The sequence below is a fragment of the Rahnella sp. AA genome (genome assembly GCF_002834385.1).
In the GTDB taxonomy this organism is placed as follows: Bacteria; Pseudomonadota; Gammaproteobacteria; order Enterobacterales; family Enterobacteriaceae; genus Rahnella.
Window position 1 is genome coordinate 14,551 of record NZ_PITQ01000012.1, and the last position, 25,293, is coordinate 39,843.

21 protein-coding genes are annotated in these 25,293 nt (G+C 53.9%); 8 read left to right on the forward strand and 13 right to left on the reverse strand.

Annotation, left to right across the window (positions count from 1 at the left end; translation table 11 throughout):
- Window positions 1-22 precede the first annotated feature (22 nt).
- From ubiB to katE, 7 genes are all read right to left on the reverse strand, one after another.
- Window positions 23-1,654 (reverse strand): ubiquinone biosynthesis regulatory protein kinase UbiB, encoded by a 1,632-nt coding sequence (gene ubiB / locus CWS43_RS22575; protein ID WP_101079373.1) that lies wholly within the window; start codon window positions 1,652-1,654, stop codon window positions 23-25.
- Window positions 1,651-2,259: an SCP2 domain-containing protein gene (locus CWS43_RS22580; protein WP_101079484.1), complete on the reverse strand. Its 609-nt coding sequence runs from the start codon at window positions 2,257-2,259 to the stop codon at window positions 1,651-1,653. Before CWS43_RS22580 ends, ubiB begins: the two co-directional genes overlap by 4 nt.
- Window positions 2,260-2,272: 13 nt before the next feature.
- On the reverse strand, window positions 2,273-3,028 hold the full coding sequence (ubiE, locus tag CWS43_RS22585; protein WP_101079375.1) for a bifunctional demethylmenaquinone methyltransferase/2-methoxy-6-polyprenyl-1,4-benzoquinol methylase UbiE: 756 nt from the start codon (window positions 3,026-3,028) through the stop codon (window positions 2,273-2,275).
- A 147-nt stretch (window positions 3,029-3,175) separates the two neighbouring features.
- Window positions 3,176-4,696 carry a DNA recombination protein RmuC gene (gene rmuC / locus CWS43_RS22590; RefSeq protein WP_101079376.1) on the reverse strand — a complete coding sequence of 507 codons (1,521 nt, stop codon included), beginning with the start codon at window positions 4,694-4,696 and terminating at the stop codon, window positions 3,176-3,178.
- A gap of 157 nt (window positions 4,697-4,853) precedes the next feature.
- Window positions 4,854-5,381 carry a DedA family protein gene (locus tag CWS43_RS22595; RefSeq protein WP_101079378.1) on the reverse strand — a complete coding sequence of 176 codons (528 nt, stop codon included), beginning with the start codon at window positions 5,379-5,381 and terminating at the stop codon, window positions 4,854-4,856.
- A gap of 195 nt (window positions 5,382-5,576) precedes the next feature.
- Complete coding sequence (gene udp, locus CWS43_RS22600) at window positions 5,577-6,338, reverse strand: uridine phosphorylase (protein WP_101079380.1); 762 nt, start codon at window positions 6,336-6,338, stop codon at window positions 5,577-5,579.
- A gap of 289 nt (window positions 6,339-6,627) precedes the next feature.
- Complete coding sequence (katE, locus tag CWS43_RS22605; protein WP_101079382.1) at window positions 6,628-8,910, reverse strand: catalase HPII; 2,283 nt, start codon at window positions 8,908-8,910, stop codon at window positions 6,628-6,630.
- A 171-nt stretch (window positions 8,911-9,081) separates the two neighbouring features.
- Here katE and CWS43_RS22610 point away from each other — a divergent pair, with 171 nt between their 5' ends.
- The gene (locus CWS43_RS22610) at window positions 9,082-9,921 is read left to right on the forward strand and encodes a dienelactone hydrolase family protein (RefSeq protein ID WP_101079384.1); all 840 of its coding nucleotides are present in this window, start codon (window positions 9,082-9,084) and stop codon (window positions 9,919-9,921) included.
- Between the two features lie 103 nt (window positions 9,922-10,024).
- Here the strand turns inward: CWS43_RS22610 and fsa are convergent, their stop codons facing one another.
- Window positions 10,025-10,690 (reverse strand): fructose-6-phosphate aldolase, encoded by a 666-nt coding sequence (fsa, locus tag CWS43_RS22615; RefSeq protein ID WP_101079385.1) that lies wholly within the window; start codon window positions 10,688-10,690, stop codon window positions 10,025-10,027.
- An 11-nt stretch (window positions 10,691-10,701) separates the two neighbouring features.
- Complete coding sequence (gene ptsP, locus CWS43_RS22620) at window positions 10,702-13,206, reverse strand: phosphoenolpyruvate--protein phosphotransferase (RefSeq protein WP_101079485.1); 2,505 nt, start codon at window positions 13,204-13,206, stop codon at window positions 10,702-10,704.
- A gap of 368 nt (window positions 13,207-13,574) precedes the next feature.
- On the opposite strand from ptsP, the gene CWS43_RS22630 reads away from it, so the two are divergent.
- From CWS43_RS22630 to CWS43_RS22650, 5 genes are read left to right on the forward strand one after another with little or no spacing between them, the layout of a single operon-like run.
- Window positions 13,575-14,654 carry a PTS fructose transporter subunit EIIC gene (locus tag CWS43_RS22630; RefSeq protein ID WP_101079388.1) on the forward strand — a complete coding sequence of 360 codons (1,080 nt, stop codon included), beginning with the start codon at window positions 13,575-13,577 and terminating at the stop codon, window positions 14,652-14,654.
- Window positions 14,655-14,683: 29 nt separating this feature from the next.
- Entirely contained in the window at window positions 14,684-15,013 is a 330-nt protein-coding gene (locus CWS43_RS22635; RefSeq protein WP_101079390.1) for a PTS fructose-like transporter subunit IIB, read from the forward strand.
- Window positions 15,014-15,029: 16 nt separating this feature from the next.
- Entirely contained in the window at window positions 15,030-17,327 is a 2,298-nt protein-coding gene (locus CWS43_RS22640) for a formate C-acetyltransferase (RefSeq protein WP_101079396.1), read from the forward strand.
- A complete protein-coding gene (locus CWS43_RS22645) occupies window positions 17,293-18,198 on the forward strand; it encodes a [formate-C-acetyltransferase]-activating enzyme (RefSeq protein WP_101079397.1) in 906 nt (301 codons plus the stop codon). Before CWS43_RS22640 ends, CWS43_RS22645 begins: the two co-directional genes overlap by 35 nt.
- Before the next feature lie 24 nt (window positions 18,199-18,222).
- Window positions 18,223-18,567 carry a PTS fructose-like transporter subunit IIB gene (locus CWS43_RS22650; RefSeq protein ID WP_101079398.1) on the forward strand — a complete coding sequence of 115 codons (345 nt, stop codon included), beginning with the start codon at window positions 18,223-18,225 and terminating at the stop codon, window positions 18,565-18,567.
- A gap of 18 nt (window positions 18,568-18,585) precedes the next feature.
- On the opposite strand, the gene CWS43_RS22655 is transcribed toward CWS43_RS22650, so the two are convergent.
- From CWS43_RS22655 to metE, 3 genes are all read right to left on the reverse strand, one after another.
- On the reverse strand, window positions 18,586-19,449 hold the full coding sequence (locus CWS43_RS22655) for an AraC family transcriptional regulator (RefSeq protein WP_101079399.1): 864 nt from the start codon (window positions 19,447-19,449) through the stop codon (window positions 18,586-18,588).
- A gap of 133 nt (window positions 19,450-19,582) precedes the next feature.
- On the reverse strand, window positions 19,583-20,347 hold the full coding sequence (locus CWS43_RS22660) for an SDR family NAD(P)-dependent oxidoreductase (RefSeq protein ID WP_101079400.1): 765 nt from the start codon (window positions 20,345-20,347) through the stop codon (window positions 19,583-19,585).
- Window positions 20,348-20,615: 268 nt separating this feature from the next.
- Window positions 20,616-22,895, reverse strand: a complete 2,280-nt coding sequence (gene metE / locus CWS43_RS22665) for a 5-methyltetrahydropteroyltriglutamate--homocysteine S-methyltransferase (RefSeq protein ID WP_101079401.1) — start codon at window positions 22,893-22,895, stop codon at window positions 20,616-20,618.
- A 104-nt stretch (window positions 22,896-22,999) separates the two neighbouring features.
- Between metE and metR the strand changes: the two genes are divergently transcribed.
- On the forward strand, window positions 23,000-23,935 hold the full coding sequence (metR, locus tag CWS43_RS22670) for an HTH-type transcriptional regulator MetR (protein WP_101079402.1): 936 nt from the start codon (window positions 23,000-23,002) through the stop codon (window positions 23,933-23,935).
- Here metR and CWS43_RS22675 read toward each other — a convergent pair.
- Window positions 23,841-24,740, reverse strand: coding sequence for a carboxylate/amino acid/amine transporter (locus tag CWS43_RS22675; protein WP_101079403.1), 900 nt, complete (start codon window positions 24,738-24,740; stop codon window positions 23,841-23,843). The genes metR and CWS43_RS22675 overlap by 95 nt on opposite strands.
- Before the next feature lie 202 nt (window positions 24,741-24,942).
- Here CWS43_RS22675 and CWS43_RS22680 point away from each other — a divergent pair, with 202 nt between their 5' ends.
- Complete coding sequence (locus tag CWS43_RS22680) at window positions 24,943-25,245, forward strand: DUF2756 domain-containing protein (RefSeq protein ID WP_101079404.1); 303 nt, start codon at window positions 24,943-24,945, stop codon at window positions 25,243-25,245.
- Window positions 25,246-25,293 lie beyond the last annotated feature (48 nt).

Here is a 25,293-nt window from a genome sequence, read left to right on the forward strand (position 1 = left end):
CATTCAATTTAACGCAAAGTATTCAGCTGGCGCGTTTCCATCCAATCAACCAGGAAATTGCACCCGCAGCCATCAGGCATGCCGGATAAACCTTAACATCGCCCAACAGTAAAAGAGTTCCGCTCAACAGCAGCGTCGCACCAATCCCCAGAAGATAACGAGACTGGCCCTGACGGGAACTCTGGTTATGTATCTGGGAGGAAAGCTTCTCAATGTTGTATTGCAACAACTTATGCTGATGCAGGCTCTGGTAAACCAGATCCGGCAACTCAGGCATTTTCTCCAGCCAGAATGGCGCACGCTCTTTCAGCGCACGGATCATTGCCGGCAATCCGACCTGATCGCGCACCCAACTTTCGAGGAAAGGTTTCGCAGTGGTCCACAAGTCCAGTTGAGGATAAAGCTGGCGTCCGAGACCTTCTACGTACAGCAACGTTTTTTGCAGCAGCACGAGCTGAGGCTGAACTTCCATATTAAAACGGCGCGCCGTATTAAACAGATTCAGCAGCACGTTGCCGAAAGAAATTTCTGCCAGCGGTTTCTCAAAAATCGGTTCGCAAACCGTACGGATAGCGAATTCGAACTCTTCGACGTTGGTATCGCGGGGAACCCAGCCGGAATCGACATGTAATTCAGCCACTTTACGATAATCGCGGTTAAAGAAAGCGATGAAATTCTCCGCGAGATACCGTTTATCTTCCTTGTTGAGCGAACCAACTATGCCGCAATCAATGCCTATGTAGCAAGGATCTTCAGGGGTTTCGTAGCTGACGAAAATATTCCCCGGGTGCATATCGGCATGGAAGAAACTGTCGCGGAAAACCTGAGTGAAGAAAACCTGCACGCCGCGTTCGGCCAGCAGTTTCATATTGGTGCCCTGTTTCTTCAGCGCTTCAATATCAGAAACCGGAATACCGTAAATACGCTCCATCACCATCAGGCGTTCGCTACAGTAATCCGGATAAACCTCCGGCACATACAGCATCGGGCTGCCTTCGAAATTACGTCGCAGCTGGATAGCATTGGCAGCTTCACGCAGTAAATTCAGTTCATCGAGCAGAGTTTTCTCATATTCACGTACCACCTCACGGGGGCGCAAACGGCGGCCATCGGGCAGCAGGATCGGCAACCAGCCTGCCAGGCGCGACATAAGGCGAATATCTGCCACGATAGTCGGCAAGATATCCGGACGGATCACTTTCAGAACCACCGGCTTTCCGTTTTCTTTCAGAACAGCCGTGTGAACCTGAGCAATTGATGCAGAAGCCAGCGGCGTCTGGTCAAACTCATCAAACCAGGTTTCCACCGGGCCACCGAGCGCCACTTCAATTTGCTGACGCGCTTTCGCGCCATCAAAAGGCGGAACGTGGTCCTGAAGCAAGGCAAGCTGATCGGCAATCTGAGGAGGGAAAAGGTCGCGGCGTGTTGACATCATCTGGCCGAACTTGATCCATACCGGCCCCAGTTCTTCCAGCGCCATACGCATGCGCTCGCCCAACGGCTTTTCTTTATGACGATTAGGCAACCAGAAAAAAAGATAACGACCAATGCGCAGCGGCAGCGTTAAGCGGATTTTAGGGATGAGTTCGTCAAGGCCATAGATCAGAAACATGCGGATAATCAGATATAAACGTCGCATTTCCCTAGGCGTCACGGTTTACCCTCCAGTTTTTCGATACGTTTGTCCAGCGCATCCAGCTCGCGCTCCAGCGCAGAGACTTCATCGCTAAACCAGACTACTTCCAGCGGGCCCGGCGCCATTTTCCACTCTTCGGTCAGCGTCTGAGCAACATAGCTTTGCTGATGCTTCAGACCTTTTTGCAGAAAACGCAAACTTCCCTGAACGGCCTGAGTCAGGCCCTGAGCCGCGATATCACCGACGTAAGGTGCCAGGAATTCTGCGGGATCCCATTCGGCCATATCGAGCAGTGCGGTCAATTGCTGGACAACCGAAATATCGCCCTCGACCACCAGCTCACCGCTGCGCATAAGCGGCGATAATTGCTGACGATCGCGCAGCTTATGGAGCACAGAAAGCCGTGTGATAACGGTGCAATCCGCCGCACCGTCCCACTGTCCAAGAACATCGATTTTTTGCTCGCTGAACACAAACGTCAGCGGAGCACTCAGTTCCTGCAATTCGACACGTAAAACTTTACCTGCCAGACGCGTCCGCGCCGCCTTCATGCTGCGATCGCGGAAAAGCAGGTAATTAAGCGGCGTCTCAATGGCGGCAGTCAGTAACGGAGTCAACAACATCGGCATGCTCATATCAGAATTTGAAACCCCGATGCAGCGCAACAATGCCACCGGTCAGATTGTGATACGTCACATTTTCAAAACCTGCATCCGCCATCATGCCCTTCAGCGTTTCCTGGTCAGGGTGCATACGGATAGATTCGGCCAGATAGCGATAGCTTTCAGCATCTTGCGCAACCAGTTCACCAATGCGTGGCAAAATATGGAAAGAATAGGTGTCATAAGCTTTGCTAAGTGGTTTCAGAACCGGTTTGGAGAATTCCAAAACCAGCAGACGTCCACCCGGCTTGAGCACGCGGAACATCGAACGCAGCGCTTTTTCTTTTTCAGTCACGTTACGCAAACCGAAAGAAATGGTGATGCAGTCGAAATAATTATCAGGGAAAGGCAAAGCTTCAGCGTTTGCCTGAACGTAATTAACGTTACCCACGATGCCGAGATTACGCAGCTTTTCGCGCCCCATCTTCAGCATGGAATCGTTAATATCCGCCAGCACAACTTCACCCTTTTCACCCACCAGGCGGGAGAATTTTGCGGTCAGGTCGCCGGTACCACCGGCCAGATCCAACACACGCTGACCCTGGCGCACACCGCTGCAATCAATGGTGAAACGTTTCCAGATGCGATGAATACCGAAAGACATCAGGTCATTCATCAGATCATATTTTGCCGCAACGGAATGGAAGACTTCCGCCACCATTTCCTGCTTCTCATCTTTGGCTACTGTACGAAAACCGAAATGGGTGGTTTCCTGCGTCTGCTTTTCCATTATTTATGCCTGCTTTTTCAGTCAAACTCTTGGGGAGAAGTGTACCAGAACCCGTTAGAAAGCCCCATCACCGATGGTGATTCAACATATTGCAAAGATTCACTGATTTAATCAGTAAGGCCCTGTGGAAACCTTTGCCAGCTTTGATTATTCACGCGGGTTCAGCGCCTGTTCTTCTTCCGCATCAGAGGTATCGGGCAGAGATGCGGTATCTTCCGGTTCATTTTCCGCTTTTGCTATCTCAGCCAGAGACGGGCTGATAGGCCGTTTAACTTCGACCCCCAGAGCACGGAAACTTTCAACCTGCCCTATAAGGTTACCACGGCCTTGCGTGAGTTTATTCATCGCTGAACGATAACTTCCCTGCGCCTTGTCGAGACTTTGTCCCATCGACTCCATGTCATCCACGAACAACCTCAGCTTGTCATACAAACGGGCAGCGCGATCGGCAATGCGTTTAGCGTTCTGGCTCTGATGCTCATAGCGCCATAAATTACTGATTGTGCGCAAAGCCACCAGCAGCGTGGTCGGGCTGACAAGCATAATATTGTGACGCAGTGCTTCGCTGATCAATTCTGGCTCCCGGTCGATAGCCAGTAAAAAAGCAGGCTCAACGGGGATAAACATCAGGACGTAATCAAGGCTGCGCAAACCGGGAAGCTGCTGATAATCTTTACGGCCCAGCAGGCGGATATGGCCGCGAACAGACGCGATATGCTCATTCAGCGCCGCTTCACGCTCGCTGTCATCTTCACTGTTGAAGTAACGCTCGTAGGCCACCAGCGTCATCTTCGCGTCGATCACCACGTCTTTATTCTGCGGCAGACGCACCACCACATCGGGCTGCATTCGGCTGTTCGTATCGACCTGCACGCTGACCTGCGTCTGATATTCGTAACCTTCACGCAGGCCGGAAGCCTCCAGCACGCGGCTGAGCACCACTTCACCCCAGTTCCCCTGCGTTTTATTATCGCCTTTCAGCGCTTTGGTGAGGTTCACTGCTTCGCGCGCCATCTCAACGTTCAGCTGTTGCAGGTTACGGATTTCGTGCGCCAGCGTATGACGTTCACGGGCTTCCTGACCAAAACTGTCCTGCACCTGACGGCGGAAACCATCAAGCTGCTCGCGCAACGGCAGCAGAAGTTTGTCGAGGCTTTGCTTGTTCTGTTCGTCGGCCCGGCGACCATTTTGTTCAAAAATACGGTTGGCCAGATTTTCAAACTGGCTGCTCAGGCGCTGTTCGCTGTTGATCAGCAGGCGCTGTTTGTCTTCTGCCGCCATGCGCGTTTCGTCCAGCCGCGTAGAAACCTCGCGCAGCTCGGCTTCCTGAGCGCTGTTAATTTCACGCTGGGCGCGTAACTCCTGGTTCAGTTGCTCACATTCATTTTGCCAGTGGGCCAGCAACTGCAACTTTTCCTGGCTGGCTGCCGCCGCGCTGTGCAATTTGCGCAGCTCAAGTTCCGCTTCACGCATTTGCTGCTGAACGGCTTGTCGCTCATTTTTGTGCGCATCGTTTTCCGCCTTCACTTGCTCCAGCGAATGCTCCAGCAACCGGCGCTGTGTTTCGTACTCTGCCTGCTGCTGCTGTTGCCGCAAACTGGCGACCAGCCAGCCGACTAACAGGCCGATTATCCCTGCGCCCAGGGCGTACAAAATGCTGATATCCACGCGTATTCCTTCTTAAAATCACTTGCGGTCACGGTAATAGCAGGCTGTATGGATGTCCAGTCTATTTTCAGGGGCATGACGCCTTTGCGAGACGTCTTCCAAAAAGGAATTTCTCCCGCCCGCCCCTCTTGAAGACTTCAGCGATGCAGCGCAGGATTCAGAACCAGCGGCTCAGCCATTGGATGCCAAAAGCGCCCGGCGCGAGAATGCCGAATGCCCAGATCAGTGCGGAGGTCACGTTGGCAATCTGGAAATATTTCTGCGGCATGCCACAGATCCCCGCCACCAGCGGCACTACGGCGCGAAGCGGGCCAAAGAAACGCCCGATAAATGCGCCCGGCATACCCCATTTTTCGAAGAATGCATGCCCGCGAACCAGCATTTGCGGATGGCGCGAGAACGGCCAGAAATTCCCGACGCGATCCTGAAAATGCGCGCCGACCCAGTAAGAAAGCCAGTCGCCGAAGAATGCACCGGCCGCCGCTGCCGCCCATATCGGCCAGAACGGGATGCCGGTTTCACCAATCAGCGCACCCAACCCTAACAGAATAAAAGTGGCCGGAAGCAGCAGCGATAAAAACGCCAGAGATTCGCCAAAAGCGAGTAAGAACACGATCGGCGCAGCCCATACCTGATGCGCGCGAATAAAGGTCGTTGTGTAATCCAGAAGGTCGTGAACAGTCAAAAAGCAGTTCCTTTTGTCAGCGGTTTTGTGTCAGCAGTTTTTTTATCCGCAGTTTTTTATCAGCAGTTAAATAGCCGGATTGATAAATTATTCCAGACACTTTACTAACATGACCTTAACAGATCTGATTATCGGGGCAAAAAAATGGGCCGCCAGAGGCAGCCCACAGATGTGATGTGTTTGTTTTAGTATTTTTTAGATCAGGCGACGGGCGGCTTCTACAACGATTTTCACCGCGTGGCTTTCGGTCTTTTTCATCGTTTCCGCATCAGGAATTTCCTGCTGCGTGCGGTTTACGATAACACCGGCAACCATACCTGCGCGCAGGCCCTGGCTTGCACACATGGTCAGCAGTGTGGCGGATTCCATTTCATAGTTCATCACGCCCATTTCCTGCCACTCTTTCATCGATTCTTTAAAGCGACGAACAACGCGGCCGGAGAAGGTGTCGTAACGTTCCTGACCCGGATAGAAGGTGTCAGAAGACGCGGTTACGCCGATGTGCGTTGCTGCGCCAACAGATTCTGCCGCCGCGACCAGCGCCGTGGTACAGGCGAAATCTGCAACAGCCGGGAATTCCATCGGTGCAAAGTGCAGGCTCGCGCCATCAAGGCGAACAGCAGCCGTTGTGACCAGAACATCGCCCACATTGATGTGCGGCTGAATAGCACCGGTCGTACCCACGCGCAGGAAAGTCCGGATGCCCAGCTGTGCCAGCTCTTCCACCGCGATGGACGTAGACGGGCCGCCGATACCGGTTGAACAAACGATCACAGATTTGCCGTCAAGCTCAGCACGCCATGAGGTAAATTCACGATGAGAAGCCAGACGCACCGGGTTCTCCATCAGTTTGGCAATTTTCTCCACGCGCTCCGGGTCGCCGGGAACAATCGCCAGCGTGGCACCGTTTAAATCTTTTTTGGCCAGGCCAAGGTGGAAAACTTCAGGCTGAGACATGACAAACTCCTCTGTATGTAAGGTCATTTATTGGCAGGAGGAACACCCGGCAACTGTACTGAACATTGTGACGTTATTTCGTGACGGCAGTCACTATGATGTAACAACAAGAATCACGCATACATTTAATTTGTGACGCAAATCACAAATTAAATGTATTGCGCCGAAATTTTAAGCAGACCGATGCTTTGCAGGATGAAGTATTTTCCCGAGCGGAGAAATAAAAGCAGGCGTTGCCATATCATTGTTGAATGACGCCGCCTGCCGGTGAGGCTGATTAAAATTCAACTCAGGCCGGAACTGCTCCGGCTGCCGCACTGCGCGACAAGACGCGATGTTTTGCCATTTCTTTCAGGAACGCTTTCAGCAATTTTCCTTCCGCCTTTTCGCCTTCGATAATCCCGTCCTCCGGTACGTCATCCGTCAGTCCCAGCAGCGGTTTAAAGCGACGGGCGTCTCCGCTCAGCCCGATAACTTTCAGATGTTTATAGGCTTCAAGCACGTAATGGCGGGAATCACCGTTCATCAGCAAAGCATCAATGTGGCCGTGAGGCACAATAACGGCGTCCACGGTAATGGACGGCGAACCGGCAAACGTGGCATCTACCGGCAATGTCGAACCATCATCGGCAATTACATTTCCCAGATGGCTGGCCAGAAGTTTGGGATGAACGCCCGCAGCCTGAAGCGCCTGTAAGGTTTCCAGCACATCCGCGGCGTTAACACCTTCGCCCAGCAGCACCGCTACCTGACGTCCTTTAATTGTCCCTTTCCCGCTGGCGTACAAACTCAGTGACGGATCTGCTTCCAGACCATTAACCGGTTTCGGAGGCTTAACCTTTCTCGTTTGCGCCGAAAGTGTAATGCCCAGATTTTTCGCGACGATAGCCGCCAGAGTCTGGTCAACATGCGCCAGCAAATCCACCACACGTTCGCGAATATATGGCCGTACCACTTTGGATAACTCAAAGGAGAATGCCCCGGCAATATGGTCCTGCTCCACTGGCGTCTGACTCAGCCAGAACAGCCGCGGATGCGCATAGTATTCTGCAAATGATTCACTTCGCTGCCGGATTTTTTCAGCATCAATACGCTCAGGGTAACTTTCAAATCCGCCTCCGGACGCAGCTGGTGGCGTTTCTCGCGGCCAGTTATTGTTGATGGAATTCGGCTCATAGTTGGCCGGATTGGTATCTACATCCTGCCGGTGCATCCCGTCACGCTGAAAATTATGGTACGGGCAGGTTGGCCGGTTAATCGGGATTTCATGGAAATTCGGCCCGCCCAGACGGCTGATTTGCGTATCGGTATAGGAGAACAGACGCCCCTGCAACAGCGGATCATTTGTAAAATCAATGCCGGGCACAACGTGTCCCGGGTGGAAAGCGACCTGCTCGGTTTCCGCGAAATAGTTGTCCGGATTACGGTTGAGCACCATTTTCCCGACAAGCTCTACCGGTACCAGTTTTTCAGGGATCAGCTTGGTCGGGTCGAGCAAATCGAAATCAAACTTGAATTCGTCCTCTTCCGGGATCAGCTGAACGCCCAGTTCATATTCGGGATAATCGCCGGCTTCGATGGCTTCCCATAAATCGCGCCGGTGGAAATCAGCATCTTTCCCTGCCAGTTTCTGCGCCTCGTCCCACAACAGAGAAGCCTTGCCCGCCAGCGGTTTCCAGTGAAAACGGACAAACGTCGCTTTCCCTTTGGCATTCACAAAGCGGAAAGTGTGGATCCCGAAACCTTCCATCGTGCGGTAGCTGCGCGGAATGCCCCGGTCAGACATCGCCCAAAAAACGTTATGCAGTGTTTCGGGCTGGAGGGAAACATAGTCCCAGAAGGAGTCATGCGCGCTGGCACCTTGTGGAATTTCGTTGTGCGGCTCGGGTTTTACGGCGTGGACAAAATCAGGAAATTTATGGGCATCCTGAATGAAGAAGACCGGCGTGTTATTGCCGACCAGATCATATATCCCTTCATCGGTATAAAACTTGGTGGCCCAGCCGCGAATATCACGAACCGTATCTGCTGACCCTTTCGAGCCCTGCACCGTCGAGAAACGCACAAAGACCGGCGTTATCTTTTTCGGGTCGGAGAGAAAACTGGCTTTTGTGACCGCTTTCAGGCTGCGGTAAGGCTGGAAATAACCGTGCGCGGCGGCACCGCGCGCATGAACGATACGTTCAGGTATCCGCTCATGGTCAAAATGGGTGATTTTCTCGCGGAGGATGAAATCTTCCAGCAGCGTCGGCCCACGGCTGCCGGCTTTCAGCGAGTTCTGGTCATCAGCAATTTTGGTGCCCTGATTGGTTGTCAGTGGCTGCTTCTCGCCATTTTTCCGATGTCGCTCCAGCGCATCGAGTTTGGCGTTGGTGTTCTCCGGGCTTTTGGCACTGCCGGAGGCGGTCGGTTCTTTGCCGGGCGGCGTGGGTTGCGGTGAAGCCTGATAAGCACTGTCGGATGGGGCGAGATTACCCAGGCCGGCTTGAGAAGATTGACTGCCCGTGGCGGGGGCGCGGCTTACCGATTTTGGCTCACTTTTCTTGGTCGTTTTAGACGGTGATTTCGACATTGAACATGACTCCTCATGAAAGATTCGGACGTTCTATGGTTCTTCCCTGACATATTTCCTGCATAACTTTTAACTATAGAACATCTGTTCTGCCTTGCTGTTCCCGCTTTCCGGCTATAGTTTTAATCCATAGAGCCAGATTTCCGTATGGACACTTGCATGGAGACCACGATGAAAAAAGAAGAAGAATTACTGACACTGAAACAGGCTCCGACCAGCTTTGCCCCTGCCGTAACACCGGTTGCCAGCACGACTATTCATACCGACACCGACGGGCTTCACGCCGGTCAGACAACCATTCCTTCGCAGGGTGAAGATCTTCCCGCCTATCTCGCCCGGCCGGAAAACTTCTCCGGAAAATTACCGATCATTCTGGTGGTTCAGGAGATTTTTGGCGTTCACGAACATATTCAGGATGTCTGCCGCCGGCTGGCAAAACAAGGGTATCTGGCTATCGCGCCTGAGCTGTATTTCCGTCAGGGCGACCCGCGCAATTACACCGAAATCAGCGAGCTGTTCGAAAAACTGGTCAGCAAAGTGCCGGATCAGCAGGTACTTTCCGATCTCGACCACACCGCGCATTGGGCATCGCAGCACGGCGGGGATATTTCCAAACTGGGGATTACCGGTTTCTGCTGGGGTGGCCGGATCGCCTGGCTGTATGCGGCGCATAACCCGCAACTGAAAGCGGGCGTGGCGTGGTACGGAAAACTGGTCGGCAACAAAACGCTGACCAGCCCGACCAACCCGGTTGACCGTGCCGCTGCGCTTGATGCGCCGGTGTTAGGTTTGTACGGCGGTCAGGACACCGGCATTCCGCTGGATACCGTCGAAACCATGCGGCAGGCCATTCGCGCGGCCAATGCTAATGCGGAAATCGTGGTTTATCCTGAAGCCGGACATGCTTTTTATGCCGATTATCGGCCGAGCTATAACGCCGAAGCCGCTCACGATGGCTGGCAGCGTATGCTGGATTTCTTTGCACAGTATGGCGTGAAGTCATCGCAATAACTGCGTAATTAAGGCATCAAATATCAGAAGCCCGGCAGGTTTTCCTGCCGGGCTTTTTACTTGCAGATTTAGATTATTTGCAGATTCAGGGTCGCAGCCATATTTAACGCAGCGACAGCTGGCCGAATGCCCCCTGCCAGTCTTCTTCGAATTTAATTACCGCCGCCTGAACCGCCGGTGCGCTGACAAACTGCTCGGCGACGTCCACCGGAATTGTTATGGACTGGCATCCGGCCAGCAGACAATCAAGCGCCTGACGCGGCGTTTTGAAGCTCGCGGCCAGCACTTTGGCATGCGGCGCATGCAACGTCAGCAATTTCTGCAATTGCGTCACCATCTCAATCCCGTCCCCGCCCTGCGCATCGAGGCGGTTCACGTACGGCGCAACATATTCCGCCCCTGCCAGCGCCGAAAGCAGCCCCTGACCTGCGCCATACACGGCGGTTCCCAGCGTCGGAATTTTTCGGGTACGCAGGATTTTAATGGCTGCCAGCCCTTCTGCCGTGACCGGAACTTTCACCACCAGCCCCGGAACGCGTGAATGAAGCAATTCGGCTTCTTCAACCATTTGTTCTGCCTGATTTGCCAGCACCTGCGCAAACAGTTTTCCTTCACCGCCTAAAGCATCACGCAGTGCGGGCAAGACTTCCCATAATGACGTCCGGGCTTTTGCCACAATGCTCGGGTTGGTGGTCACGCCCTGTAACGGCAAAATGCGAGATAAACGTTTTACTGCGCTGATGTCAGCGGTATCCAGATACAGTTCCATACCCTCTCCTGTCAGAGTTCAAGTTCTTGTTTGAGCAACGTTTCAATCTGCGCTGCCGTGGTCGAATTCATCAACGCATCGCGGAAACTCTCGTGCATAATCCGGCGCGCCAGCTTTGAGAAAATCCGCATATGCTGATCGCCGGCAGCATGTTTATTGAGGGTCAGCATAATGACAAACTGCGCCTCTTCGTCGCCCCACTGCACCGGCTCCTGCAGTTTGGCTACACTGATTGTCGATTGCTCAATGTGTTCCGATTTGGTGTGAGGAATGGCAAATCCAAACCCGAGGCCAGTTGAAAATACGGCTTCACGCGCCCATACATCGGCAGCAAGTTTTCGCGGGTAGCGGCAACGCCCGGCCAACATCAGGTTATCGACCATGCCTTTAATCACTTCCTCTTTGCTGCACCAGTCCGCATTGAGCGCCACGCATTCTGTGGTGATCAGAGGTGCATCGTTCACGGCCATACGGAACTGAGCCAGCAAATGTTCAACCTCAAGCGACGTGCGGCACTGCATCGCACGGTTGAGCAACTGACGGCACTCCCGGCTGTCGAGTTTTGCCAGACGCGCTTTAGTCACCGGCACCGACGGCGCGCTCATGCTGATTTCATCCAGCCCGAGACCGACCAGCAGCGGCAGTACAGAACCTTTTGCGCCCAGTTCGCCGCACAGACCAATCCATTTCCCGTGGCGATGCACTTCGCGTACGACGTGGTCAAGGCCACGCAGGAATGCCGGATTCAGGCTGTTGTAATGGCGGGTAACTTTGGCGTTATCGCGGTCGACGGCGAGCAGGTATTGCGTCAGATCGTTGCTGCCGATGCTAAAGAAATCAATCTCTTCGCAGCACTGATCGATGATGAACATCACAGACGGGACTTCCAGCATGATCCCAAACGGGATTTTTTCATCAAACGGAATCTGTTCATTGCGCAGCGACTGTTTGGCTTCCGCCAGCCGGTCTTTTACCCATAAAATTTCTTCCATCGAGGAAATCATCGGAATCATGATTTTCAACGAGCCGTGTGCAGAGGCACGCAAAATCGAACGCAGCTGCGTGTGGAATAAAGGCAGGAACTCCTGATAAATACGGACGGCGCGATAGCCCAGGAAAGGGTTGTTTTCAGCAGGAATATTCAGGTAATTAACTGGCTTATCGCCACCAATATCCATTGTACGGATAATAATGGTTTTGCCTTTTGCTGCTTCCGTTGCCTGACAATAAATATTGTACAGCTCATCCTCAGAAGGCGCGCTCGCGCGATCCATATAGAGCATTTCCGTACGGAACAGCCCCACCGCCTCAGCACCATTGCTAAATGCTGCTGAGGCTTCGACGGAATGCGCGATATTCGCCGCCACTTCCAGACGCACGCCGTCGGCGGTGTATCCTGGCTTATCAAGGTATGCACTCTGTTGTTGCCGCAATGCCTGGCGGACACGTTCTTCCTGACGATAATAACGGCGCACCGGTTCGCTGAGCGCACAAGCCACCAGCCCGAGATCACCATCAATCTGCACATCCTGCCGCAGATAGGTCTGTAATGGCTGAGGATCGACCCCAACCAGCGTGGGAATATTGAAAGACCGGGCGAGGATTACCGTGTGCGATGTGCTGCCACCGCTGCCGAGCAGTAATCCTTTAAGGTGTTGTTTATCGAGCTCAAGAAACTGGCTTGGCGTCAGTTCATCCGCCAGACAAATGCTCGCCTCGCTCAGTTTTTGCTGAGAGGCAAAACAATCCTCGCCATAGATTTGCTGCAACAGCTGGAAGCTGACATCACGAATGTCCAGTTCGCGTTCACGCAAATAGACACTGGAGGATTGTGCCAGCTGTTGGCTGAAATGCAGGGCCGTTTCCACAACGCTTTGCGCGCAACTTTTCCCTTCCATGACATGCTGATGCAGCACATCGCGCAGGCTGTTATCACGCAGCAAAGAGCGGTGCGCCTCCAGAACGGCGGTCACCGTGCCGCTCCCAGCCATCAACTGAAGCTCGATAGATTTCTCCAGCGCCGCCAGCCCGTGGGAAAGCAAACTTTGTTCTTTATCCGTGCCTTGCGGCTCAGGTAAATCCGTCAGGGTCGCCAGATTTACGCGGGCAAGGCTGACCAGTTTCCCCAGCGCACAGCCTTCACTGACAGAACGGGCGCGAAAAACCAGCGGGGAAAGATGTGCCAGAGATTCAGGAAGAGGTTCCTGTTCTGCCTGATCATCGTGCTCAGGCAGGGCTTCATCACACAGCGGAAACTGATGTTCAATAAAATGCGCCAGCGCGGCATACGCCGCTTCTTCATCCTCCCCTTCCACGGTGACGTGGCATTCATCACCCAGCAAAATATCCGCACCAATCAGCGACAGAACACTTTTGCCATCGGCCTTGCGGTCAGAGCGGGCATTGTGCCAGTGAAAAGCAGAATCAAATCCATTACATAGCGTTTCAATATGGCTGGCCGGGCGGGCGTGAACACCATTTACCAGTATGCAGGTGAAGCTCAACTTCTTGGCCATTTCTGAATCCTCATCCCAGATTTCGGTGAAAAGCACCGGCTTATTGCAGGATAAGAGCCAGACAGATCCTCTGACTACCAGACAAAAATGACAAACACTGGATAAATGTAATGTTTACTCTTTTTTGCGAGGCAGCTCACACCACCAGTCCGCCTGAAAACCTCACGCTATTCCTTGTTATTTGAACCGGCTCGCATTTTTGATCCGACATTACAAAAGTCCAGTAAAACACAAATTTGTCCACTATTAGCGCCACCATCAGCAGCCTATTGTTGAGGTCGATAGCCTTTCTGTATCTGCGGTTTTTGAAATGAAGCCTCTGATACTTGCGATTTTTAGCCCGACATCGGTACCCCGTGGAGTCAATCATGAAAGACTTGCTCAATATTCTAAAAAATACCCGTCAGCACCTGATGACTGGCGTGTCTCATATGATTCCGTTTGTGGTCGCGGGCGGCATTCTCCTGGCTGTTTCCGTGATGCTTTATGGCAAAGGTGCCGTACCGGATGCGGCGACAGACCCGAACCTGAAAAAGCTGTTTGATATTGGCGTGGCCGGTCTGACGCTGATGGTGCCTTTCCTGGCGGCTTACATCGGATATTCCATCTCCGACCGCTCTGCGCTCGCGCCGTCAGCCATCGGCGCCTGGGTCGGTGCTTCTTTTGGCGCAGGCTTCTTCGGGGCGATCATCGCCGGTCTTCTTGGGGGGATCATCGTTTTCTATCTGAAAAAGATCCCGGTACCGAAGATCCTGCGTTCCGTAATGCCGATCTTTGTGATCCCGATTATCGGTACCTTGCTGACGGCGGGCATCATGATGTGGGGGCTGGGCGAACCCGTCGGGCTGCTGACTTCCTCGCTGACCCACTGGCTGCAAGGTATGCAGCAGGGCAGCATTGTCGTGCTCGCCATCATTATGGGGCTGATGCTGGCCTTCGATATGGGCGGGCCGGTCAATAAAGTCGCCTACGCCTTTATGCTGATTTGTGTGGCACAGGGCGTTTATACCGTCGTGGCAATTGCCGCTGTCGCTATCGCCACACCACCGCTGGGGCTGGGTTTCGCCACACTGATTGGCCGCAAATACTATTCCACTGAAGAACGCGAAGCCGGAAAAGCCGCCCTGCTGATGGGCTGCGTGGGCGTAACAGAAGGCGCGATCCCTTTCGCCGCCGCTGACCCGCTGCGCGTTATTCCCTCCATCATGGTGGGTTCCGCCTGTGCCGCGGTGACTGCAGCACTGGTTGGCGCACAATGCTACGCAGGCTGGGGCGGATTGATTGTGCTGCCGGTCGTTCAGGGGAAACTGGGGTATATCGCGGCCCTGCTGGTCGGCATGGTCGTGACCGCCGTGTGCGTCAACGTGCTGAAGTATCTGGCTGCTAAAAAACAGTCGGCTAAAAAGCATCAGGAAGCCGATCTGGATCTGGATTTCGAAATTAACTGACCTCAGACATTAAACCGAAGGTGAAAATCATGACTAAAATTATTGCTGTCACTGCCTGCCCGTCCGGCGTTGCCCACACCTATATGGCCGCCGAAGCGATTGAACGTGCGGCCAAAGCCAAAGGCTGGGATTGCAAAGTCGAAACTCAGGGCTCGATTGGCCTGGAAAATGAACTGACCGTGGATGATGTCGCCGCCGCCGACATGGTGATCCTCACCAAAGACATCGGCATCAAATTTGAAGAACGCTTTAAGGGCAAAGTCGTGGTTCGCGTGGCAATCAGCGACGCTGTAAAACGGGCCGACGCCATCATGGAAAAAATCTCGGCACACCTCGCCAGCGCGACGGCTGCGGATTAATTACAAGGAGAATAAGATGACTTCCCGTATCGAACGTCTGAAAGCAGCACTCTTCGCCAGCCCGCGTGAAATTTCGCTGGAACGTGCCCTGCTGTATACCGAAAGCCATCGCAGTACAGAAGGTGAATGCACACTTCTGCGCCGCGCTAAAGCGACGGCTTACATTTTGGACAACGTTGGAATTACCCTGCGTGAAGACGAGCTGATCGCCGGCAATCGCACGGTAAAACCACGAGCGGGAATCGTCTCACCTGAAATGGATCCTTACTGGTTGCTGAAAGAGCTGGATGCTTTCGCCACCCGTCCGCAGGACCGCTTCAACATTTCAGAGCAGGATAAACAGATTTACCGCGAGCAGCTTTTCCCTTACTGGGAATCCCGCTCGATGAAAGATTTCATTAATCAGCAAATGCCGGAGGACGTTAAGGCGGCGACCAAAACCCAGATATTTAGCATCAACCAGACCGACAAAGGCCAAGGGCACATCATTATTGATTACCCGCGCCTGCTGAATACCGGGCTGGATAATCTGGTGTCTGAGTTGCAGCAGCACATTGAGCAGGAAGCGGAAAATACGTTTTATCAGGCGGCACTGATCCTCTTGCAGGCCGCCCAGCGCCACATTTTGCGTTATGCCGCGCTGGCGACGGAGATGGCCAGTGATTGCGAAGACGTCCGGAGAAAGCAGGAACTGGAACGTATTGCCGCCATCTCCACGCATATTTCCGGTAAGAAACCGCAGGATTTCTATCAGACCTGCCAGCTGTTCTGGTACATGAATATTATTTTGCAGTACGAATCCAACGCCAGTTCGCTGTCGCTCGGGCGCTTCGATCAGTACATGTTGCCGTTCTATCAGCATTCCCTTTCACACGGCGAACAGCCGGAGTTTTTGAAAGAGCTGCTGGAAAGCCTGTGGGTGAAATGCAATGACATTGTGCTGTTACGTTCAACGTCAAGCGCCCGATATTTCGCCGGTTTCCCAACGGGTTATACGATTTTACTCGGCGGTTTAACCGAGACGGGGCGCAGCGCAGTCAACGTATTGTCATTCCTGTGTCTGGACGCCTATCAGAGCATCTGCCTGCCGCAGCCCAATCTCGGCGTGCGGGTGAACGAGCTGATCGACCGACCTTTCCTGCTGAAAACAGCCGAAACTATCCGTCTCGGTACCGGTATTCCGCAAATCTTCAACGATGAAGTGGTGGTCCCGGCTTTTCTCAATCGCGGCGTGAGCCTGGAAGATGCCCGGGATTATGCCGTTGTCGGCTGCGTCGAATTATCTATCCCAGGGAAAACGTACGGGCTTCATGACATTGCGATGTTCAACCTGCTAAAAGTCATGGAGTTAACGCTGCATGAGAACGAAGGAAATTCTGCGATTACCTACTTTGGGCTGGTGGAACAGATCCGCCAGAAAATCAGCCACTACGTGAAACTGATGGCGCAGGGCAGCAATATCTGCGATATCGGCCACCGCGACTGGGCACCGGTTCCGTTGCTGTCGTCTTTCATTGAAGGCTGTCTGAAAAGCGGGAAAGACATTACTGCCGGTGGCGCGCGCTATAATTTTTCCGGCGTTCAGGGCATCGGTATCGCAAACCTCAGTGATTCACTGCATGCGCTGAAAGGGCTGGTGTTTGATCAGCAACGCCTGAGCTTTGATGAACTGCTTGCCTCGCTGAAAGAGAACTTCGCCAGCGAAGAGGGCCGCGCGGTCCGCGCCCGCCTGATCAACCGCTTCGAGAAGTACGGCAACGACGTCGATGAAGTTGACCTGATCAGCGCTGACTTGCTGCGTTTTTATTGCAAAGAGGTCGAGCAGTACCGCAACCCGCGCGGCGGCCAGTTTACGCCGGGGTCATACACCGTTTCCGCCCACGTCCCGCTCGGCGCGGTCGTAGGCGCAACGCCGGACGGGCGCTTTGCCGGTGAACAACTGGCCGACGGAGGCCTGTCGCCGATGCTCGGGCAGGATCATCAGGGGCCAACCGCGGTACTGAAATCCGTCAGCAAGCTCGACAACACGCTGCTCTCAAACGGTACGCTGCTGAACGTGAAATTCACGCCATCAACGCTGGAAGGTTTGCAGGGCTTGAATAAACTGGCTGATTTTCTCGGTGCTTTCACCCGTCTGAAATTACAGCATGTTCAGTTCAACGTGGTGAATGCAGAACAGCTTCGGGAAGCGCAAAGGCGTCCGCAGGATTTCGCCGGATTAGTGGTCAGGGTCGCCGGATACAGCGCGTTCTTTGTCGAACTGTCAAAGGAGATTCAGGATGACATTATCGGCCGCACCGCGCACCAGCTCTGACCTGCGGATCCCCACGGTCAACGGAGCTTATGAAACCGCTGAAAAATCCCTGACGGGACGCATCTTTAATATTCAGCGTTTTTCTCTCAACGACGGTCAGGGCATCCGCACGATGGTTTTCTTCAAAGGTTGCCCGCACCGCTGCCCGTGGTGTGCTAACCCTGAATCCATGTCGCCCCGGATCCAGACCATCAAACGTCAGGCAAAATGTCTGAACTGCCGGACCTGTTTGCAGGATCCGCAGGAATGCCCGAGCGGCGCGCTGGAATATGTGGGCGAAGACATTACGCTGTCAGTGCTGATGTCCCGGCTGCTCAAGGATGAAGTTTTTTTCCGCTCATCCGGCGGCGGCATTACACTTTCCGGTGGCGAAGTGCTGATGCAACCGGTTTTTGCCCGCGAGTTGTTGAAGGAATTACAAGGCCTCGGGATCCACACGGCCATTGAAACCGCAGGCGATGTGCCGCTGGATCATCTGCTTTCGGTGGCTGATCGCTGCGATCAGGTGTTATTTGATTTCAAAATCATGGATGCCACGCTGGCCCGTACCGTGCTGAACATGAATCAGCCCAGAGTGCTGGAGAATTTTCAGGCGCTGATAAAACGCGATGTGAAAGTGCTTCCGCGCGTCCCCCTTATCCCCGGCTACACGCTGACACAGGAAAACCTGCGCCAGATCCTGGATTTCCTTAAACCCTTCAACTTAAATGAAATCCATCTGTTACCCTTCCACAAATACGGAGAAGCAAAATATCCGTTATTAGGAAAGTCCTATTCGATGCATAAAACACCTGTGCCGGATGCCGTCACTCTTGCACCATTGCGCGCAATGGCTGAAAGCGATGGGTATACCGTGACGATGGGCGGGTAAAATTCCAGCTAAAGGGAGCGGTAAATGTCATTAAAACTGGTCGGAGTCACCGCCTGCATCAGCGGTGTCGCACACACGTATATGGCGGCTGAACGCCTGGAAAAACTGTGTTTGCAGGAAAAATGGCAGGTGAAAGTGGAGACGCAGGGCGCGCTGGGCGTCGAAAACGCACTCTCGGAAGCCGATATTGCTCAGGCGGATATCGTTTTGCTCATCACGGAGATCCAGTTAGAAAACAGTGACCGTTTTACCCACAGCCGCTGCGTACAGACCGGCATTCACACATTTTTGCGTACGCCGGAAAAAGTCATGGCCGCCGTAAAAAAGATCGCCGCATCTCCGCAAGGCACGCACATCGTTCTTGCATGATAGCGGCTTTCAGCGCGTTTACGGCTCCAGACTCTCAAACTGGCTGCGATACTGGCGGCGGTATTCGGAAGGGGAACGTTCGGTGCTTTTCTTAAACTGGCGGCAAAAATAGTTGCTGTCGATGTACCCGCAGGCATGGGCGACTTCTTTCACTTTCATGTCGTAACCCTTCAGCAGACTTTTCGCCTGCTCCAGCCGCACGTAGTTCAGGTATTCGTTAAGCCCAATCCCGCCGCTTTTCTGAAACAGATGCGACAGATAATTCGGTGAAATATAAAACGCTTTGGCGACCGAATCCCGCGTAAGCGGCTCGCGGTAATGCTCTTCGATATGCTGGCGTATCGCGCCGAAAAGCGCCTGACTGCGTGAGGCGGTATGTGCCGAGGAACTGAATAAATCCAGTGCGTGGCTCAGTAAACCTTTCACCAGGAACCTCGCCGTCAGTTGATCCGCCCGGTGCCACGCCAGTTCATTAAGCGCCTGCAACATAAAAGCGCCCACGCGCGGCCCGCGCCTGCCGGTATTGCCTTTTTCACGCGAATCAAACTGCTTGCCGTCCCAGCCGAGCAAGCTGAAACCCAGCTGTTGTTTGCCAAATAACAGGCTCAGCGTGCGAACCGGCGTTTGCCACTGCGGGCTGTTCCAGCCTCTTGCAGGCACGAATAACGCATCTCCCGCCTGCATCCGGACAACCTGACTCACGCCCTGCTCATTTTCCCATTCCATCATCTGCTCCCCTTCAAGGATGAATTCCAGACGCGGGAAATCAACCTGATATGCAAGTTCGGGTACAGGGTGCTGTGTTCCGGCAAAAAACACCTGCCGGACGCCTTCGGGTTGCTCAAGTACCGGAGATAAAACGGGAAAAAGAGGGTGCGTCATGTTCAGGTTACCTGTCAGCAGAATCGCTTCATCATAACTAACCTGCGGTGCAGACAGAAAAGGAAGTCACAAATTTGGGAGGAGTACCGGGAAATCCGGCCTGCGGGTGAAAATGCGGGCCGGAAATATCAGCTTATGCCTGCGGAGGCTGGCCGTTGGACGCCGACAAACCGCCATCAACCGGCAGGTTTACGCCGGTCACAAAACGGGCGTCGTGGCTGGCAAGAAAGGCAATCACATCCGCGATTTCTTCCGGTTCCGCACCCCGTCCCAGCGGAATTCGTTCGGCAAATTTAGCCAGCAACGGCTTGTTGTCTTTAATTCCAGCCGCCATCTCCGTAAAGGTCAGTGACGGACACACCGCGTTAACACGCACGCCGTCTTTACCGTGGTCCATCGCAATCGAGCGGGTAAAGTTCGTCACGCCGCCTTTTGCCGCATTATAGAAACTCATTCCCCAGTCGCCACCGGTACCAGAAACCGAAGAAATGTTGACGATATTTCCCTTACTTTTGATCAATGCAGGCATGAAGAATCGCGTGCAGTAAAAGACGCCGCTCAGATCAATGGCGATAATTTTCTGCCAGTCATCCAGGCTGGCTTCGGTCGCTTTACCTTGTACAACAACGCCCGCGCCGTTAACCAGCACATCAACACGCCCGAATTTGTCTTCGATCACCGCCGCCATCCGCTCGACATCCTGCGCGGAAGAAACGTCCGCCAGATGAATGTAATACTGCGTGCTGCTCAGCGTTTTGGCGACTTTCTCCAGTTTCTCTTTTGTTCTCCCCACCAGCACGACAATCGCGCCTTCCGAAGAAAAACGTCGCGCCGATGCCGCGCCCATGCCAGAACCTGCGCCAGTAACGACAACCACTTTATCTGTAAATCGGTTCATGTTCTCTCCCTGTTCAGATGAAGGAATAAATCCGTGAAACAGGCTTTAAGCCTAGCGGAGAACCGCGCCCTTCGTGGAAATCAGCTGCATTACTTCACCCGGATAGCGCTACAGCCGCCGTATGACGGGGGCTGAAAGAGACGTAACAAAGTGCGAATGAGTCCGGTATTTCTGGGAGATTTAACGGGTAATAAAAATTGGAATACAAAATTGAAATAAAAAAGGGGCACCGGAGTGCCCCAAACGTTTCAGCAACAACACAACGTAATCAGAGATTCTCTGCGCGCAGACGCTTGGCGGCTTTCACCATGTTTTCCAGCGATTCGCGGGTTTCCGGCCAGCCACGGGTTTTCAGGCCACAGTCCGGGTTTACCCACAGGCGTTCTGCCGGGATACGATCCGCCGCTTTGCGCAGCAGGTCTTCAATCCATTCCACGCTTGGCACGTTCGGTGAGTGAATGTCGTAAACACCCGGCCCGATTTCGTTCGGATACTCGAAGTCTTTGAATGACTCCAGCAGATCCATATCAGAACGTGAGGTTTCGATGGTGATCACGTCGGCATCCAGCGCGGCAATGGAATCCATGATGTCGTTGAATTCGCAGTAACACATGTGGGTGTGGATCTGCGTGTCATCGCTGGCAATCGCGGCGTTCAGTTTGAAGGCATCGACTGCCCAGCGCAGGTACGCCTTCCATTCTGAGCGGCGCAGCGGCAGGCCTTCGCGCAGTGCCGGCTCGTCAATCTGGATGATGCCAATACCGGCTTTTTCCAGGTCTTCCACTTCGTCGCGCAGCGCCAGACCGATTTGCTTAGCGATGGTCTCACGGCTGACATCTTCACGCGGGAATGACCAGCAGAGAATGGTCAGCGGGCCGGTCAGCATGCCTTTCACCGGTTTTTCGGTCAGCGACTGTGCGTATTTCGCCCACTCAACGGTGATGGCTTCCGGACGGCTGACGTCGCCGATGATAACCGGCGGTTTGACGCAGCGGGAACCGTAGCTCTGTACCCAGCCGTTTTGCGTGAACACAAAACCGTCCAGATGCTCGCCGAAATATTCCACCATGTCGTTACGTTCTGCTTCGCCGTGAACCAGTACGTCGATATCCAGACGCTCCTGTTCTTTAATGGCCTGGCGGATGTGCTCGCTGATGCCGGTACGATATTTGTTGTTGTCCAGACGGCCCTGTTTAAAGTCCAGACGCAGGCCACGAATTTCGGTGGTTTGCGGGAATGAACCGATTGTGGTCGTCGGCCATGCAGGCAGATTAAAGCGGGCACGCTGCGCAACGGCACGCTTCGTATAAACGTTTGGACGTTCAATGTCCGCCGCCGTAATCGCAGCAACACGTTTGCCGACGGCCGGGTTATGAACACGTGCAGATTCGCGGCGGGCGCGGATTGGCGCGCTATATTCCGCCAGTTTTTGCTGTGCTTCTGCGGTCGGGTTGTTCAGTGCAGAAGTCAGCAGTGACAGCTCGGCACATTTTTGCAGGGCAAAGGCGAACCAGCTTTTCACTTCTTCATCCAGCCGGCTTTCAACGCTTAAGTCGATCGGGCTGTGCAGAAGCGAACATGAGCTGCCGATCCAGATATTGCGGCCTTCAACCAGCGGCTTCAGACGGTCAAACCAGGTGCTCAGATCCGCACGCCAGACGTTACGGCCATTAATCACGCCCAGAGAAATCAGCCAGTCTTTTGGCAGCGCGTTAATGACGGTTTGCAGGTCGTCGCGACCTGCAACAGCATCAATGTGCAGTCCCTGAACCGGCAGCTGGCGGATAGTGTCGAGGTTGTGACCGACGCTGTCGAAATAAGTCGTCAGCAGCAGTTTGATTTTGCTTTGTTGCAGCGCGGTGTAAGCCGGTTTGTACGCATCCAGCCATTCCTGCGGCAATTCCAGAACCAGCGCAGGTTCATCAATCTGCACCCATTCGATATCCCGTTTGGCCAGTTCAGCCAGCACCTGCTGGTAAACAGGCAGAATATCGTTGAGCAGTGAAAGACGGTCAAATTGCTCGCCTTTCACTTTGCCGAGCCACAGGTAAGTCAGCGGCCCGAGCAGGACCGGTTTCACTTTGTGGCCGAGCGCCAGTGCTTCATCCACTTCTTCCAGCAGCTGTGTCCAGGTCAGCTTGAATTTCTGGCCCTTCACAAACTCCGGCACCATGTAGTGATAGTTGGTGTTAAACCATTTGGTCATTTCCGCAGCGGCAGCCGGCTTACCGGTCGGTGCGCGGCCACGGCCAAGACGGAATAAGGTATCGAGATCGACAGAACCGTCAGCATTCTGGTGACGTGCAGGCACGTTGCCCAGCAGTAGGCTGGTGGTCAGTACGTGATCGTACCAGGCGAAATCGCCCACCGGCACCTGATCCACGCCTGCTTCAGTTTGTTGTTTCCAGTGACGGGCGCGCAGTTCACGTCCGGTTGCCAGCAGTTCTTCCTGAGTGGAGTGACCTGCCCAGTAGCTTTCTTGTGCTTTTTTAAGTTCACGACGCAGACCAACGCGTGGAAAACCCAGAGTGTGATTCAGTATCGTCATCTTTTTAATTCCTGTTTAGCCGTCCAGATGTTTACACATCCATAATCCGCAGGTACTGTATATTCCACAAGCGCAAATTATTCATGTCACAGTGAAGGACTCTCATGATCGAACTGAAACACCTGCGAACGTTGCAAGCACTGCGCAACACCGGGTCACTGGCCGCCGCCGCCTCGCAGCTTCATCAGACACAATCGGCCCTGTCGCACCAGTTCAGCGACCTTGAGCAACGGCTGGGTTTCAGGTTGTTCGTGCGGAAAAGCCAGCCGCTGCGGTTTACGCCACAGGGCGAAATCATGCTGAATCTGGCAGAACAGGTGCTGCCTCAAATCCAGCAGGCATTGCAGGCGTGCAATGAGCCGCACCAGACTTCACTGCGTATCGCGATTGAATGCCACAGCTGTATTCAGTGGCTGACGCCCGCGCTGGATAACTTCCACCAGAACTGGCCGCATGTGGTGATGGATTTCAAATCCGGTGTGACGTTTGACCCGCAACCAGCGCTGCAACAGGGCGAGCTGGATATTGTGCTGACCTCCGATATTCTGCCGCGCAGCGGTTTGCACTATTCCCCGATGTTCGATTACGAAGTCCGTCTGGTGCTGGCACCGGATCATCCGCTGGCGGCTAAAACCGTGATTACGCCGGAAGATCTGAGTACGGAAACCCTGATGATTTATCCGGTTCAGCGTCAGCGTCTGGATATCTGGCGGCATTTCCTGCAACCGGCAGGCGTCAGCCCGTCGCTGAAAAGCGTCGATAACACGTTGTTATTGATTCAGATGGTGTCTGCGAGAATGGGGATTGCGGCGTTACCGCACTGGGTCGTGGAGAGTTTTGAGCGCCAGGGCCTCGTCGTCACTAAGACCCTGGGCGAAGGTTTATGGAGCCGTCTGTTCGCCGCCGTGCGCGACGGCGAGCAGCGTCAGCCCGTCACCGAAGCGTTTATTCGTTCGGCGCGGCAGCACGCGTGCGATCATCTGCCGTTTGTTCGCGACGCGGCACGACCCAACGCCGGTGTACCCACAGTGAGGACATAATCACCGCAGCGCCGATAATAAAACTCGGCCAGTGAGGCTGCTGTTGCCAGATCGCCAGATTGACCAGCAGCCCGGCCGGGACGTGAAAGTTGTTCATAATCCCCAGCGTTCCGGCGTCCACCTGCGTGGCCCCGTAGTTCCACATGAAATACCCGATCCCAGACGCGCCAATCCCCAGCCACACCAGAATGCCCCATTGCAGATCCGTGGTCGGCAGTTTTTGCGGGTTCCCCCAGAGGAACCAGGCCACGACGGCACACATCAGCGCACCGATATAGAACCACGAGAACGCCGTATGTTGCGGCATCGGACGGGTTTCCATCAGGCGTTTATATCCCACCTGACCGATGGCAAAACAGATGTTCGCCGCCTGCACCAGCAGCAGGCCGATGATGAAATGTTCGCTGATGTGGTCGTAACGGATAATCGCCGCACCGGCCACCGCCAGCAGTGCGCTCAGCGCGTAGCCAATGCGGATTTTGCGCCCGCTGATCAGGTCATAAATCAGCGTCACGTACAGCGGCGTCATCACCGTAAACAGCAGGAATTCCGGCACCGACAGGTACAGATACGCTTCAAAGCTGATGAGATACATGATGCCAAGCTGCATCGCGCCGACCGCCATATACAGCAAAATGGTGGTGAGCTGATGGCCTTTCCAGCGCAGGAACGGCAGGAATACCAGCGCCGCCAGCCCCAAACGGACCAGCACGGCGAAGACGCTGTCGACCTGTCCGGCCAGATAAACTCCGATCAGGCTGAACGAAAAGGCCCACAAAATAGTGGTGATAATAAGTAAAGGCACGGCAGTTGAGCCCTAAAATGTAAGAGATGCACGATTGTAGCGGAATGTGGATAACCGCGGCGCGTGAAGGTGGTTTACATATGGTCAATTATAGAGCAAACGAGAGCATCCCCACGCTTTGAGGGATTCGTGCCCTGAAATCTCACACCCGTTGGTGTGATGGCATACACTTAGAGGATGACCGGAAATGGAGAATAACTAAATGAAATTCATGCATGGAGTCATCGCCGCCCTGCCGCTGTTGTTCGCCGTACAGGCCGCCAGCGCAGCCGAGAAGGTGCCTAATCCTAACGATCCGCTGCTGACCAATCCGTCACAACAACGGATGCAGCAACAGCAGCAGATTAACCAGCAGATGCAAAAGCGTCAGCAGGAGCAGGATTTGCGCAGCAGCCAGCAGCAACAGCAACTCAAACTGAAATCCCAGATTCAGAGCAACCAGCAGCGGTTGCAGATCCAGCAGAACAATCAGACACTGAATCAGAAGTTAAATCAGACACCTTAGTGATTTCATCGGGCGTGGCATCTTCCACGCCTGATGTCGTATTTTATC

Coding starts and splice junctions, on each gene's coding strand:
- CWS43_RS22580 (WP_101079484.1), bottom strand. CDS start 2,259: ATGTTGTTGACTCCGTTACTGACTGCCGCCATTGAGACGCCGCTTAAT.
- ubiE (WP_101079375.1), bottom strand. CDS start 3,028: ATGGAAAAGCAGACGCAGGAAACCACCCATTTCGGTTTTCGTACAGTA.
- udp (WP_101079380.1), bottom strand. CDS start 6,338: ATGTCTCAGCCTGAAGTTTTCCACCTTGGCCTGGCCAAAAAAGATTTA.
- katE (WP_101079382.1), bottom strand. CDS start 8,910: ATGTCGAAATCACCGTCTAAAACGACCAAGAAAAGTGAGCCAAAATCG.
- CWS43_RS22610 (WP_101079384.1), top strand. CDS start 9,082: ATGAAAAAAGAAGAAGAATTACTGACACTGAAACAGGCTCCGACCAGC.
- fsa (WP_101079385.1), bottom strand. CDS start 10,690: ATGGAACTGTATCTGGATACCGCTGACATCAGCGCAGTAAAACGTTTA.
- ptsP (WP_101079485.1), bottom strand. CDS start 13,206: ATGGCCAAGAAGTTGAGCTTCACCTGCATACTGGTAAATGGTGTTCAC.
- CWS43_RS22630 (WP_101079388.1), top strand. CDS start 13,575: ATGAAAGACTTGCTCAATATTCTAAAAAATACCCGTCAGCACCTGATG.
- CWS43_RS22635 (WP_101079390.1), top strand. CDS start 14,684: ATGACTAAAATTATTGCTGTCACTGCCTGCCCGTCCGGCGTTGCCCAC.
- CWS43_RS22640 (WP_101079396.1), top strand. CDS start 15,030: ATGACTTCCCGTATCGAACGTCTGAAAGCAGCACTCTTCGCCAGCCCG.
- CWS43_RS22645 (WP_101079397.1), top strand. CDS start 17,293: ATGACATTATCGGCCGCACCGCGCACCAGCTCTGACCTGCGGATCCCC.
- CWS43_RS22650 (WP_101079398.1), top strand. CDS start 18,223: ATGTCATTAAAACTGGTCGGAGTCACCGCCTGCATCAGCGGTGTCGCA.
- CWS43_RS22655 (WP_101079399.1), bottom strand. CDS start 19,449: ATGACGCACCCTCTTTTTCCCGTTTTATCTCCGGTACTTGAGCAACCC.
- CWS43_RS22660 (WP_101079400.1), bottom strand. CDS start 20,347: ATGAACCGATTTACAGATAAAGTGGTTGTCGTTACTGGCGCAGGTTCT.
- metE (WP_101079401.1), bottom strand. CDS start 22,895: ATGACGATACTGAATCACACTCTGGGTTTTCCACGCGTTGGTCTGCGT.
- metR (WP_101079402.1), top strand. CDS start 23,000: ATGATCGAACTGAAACACCTGCGAACGTTGCAAGCACTGCGCAACACC.
- CWS43_RS22680 (WP_101079404.1), top strand. CDS start 24,943: ATGAAATTCATGCATGGAGTCATCGCCGCCCTGCCGCTGTTGTTCGCC.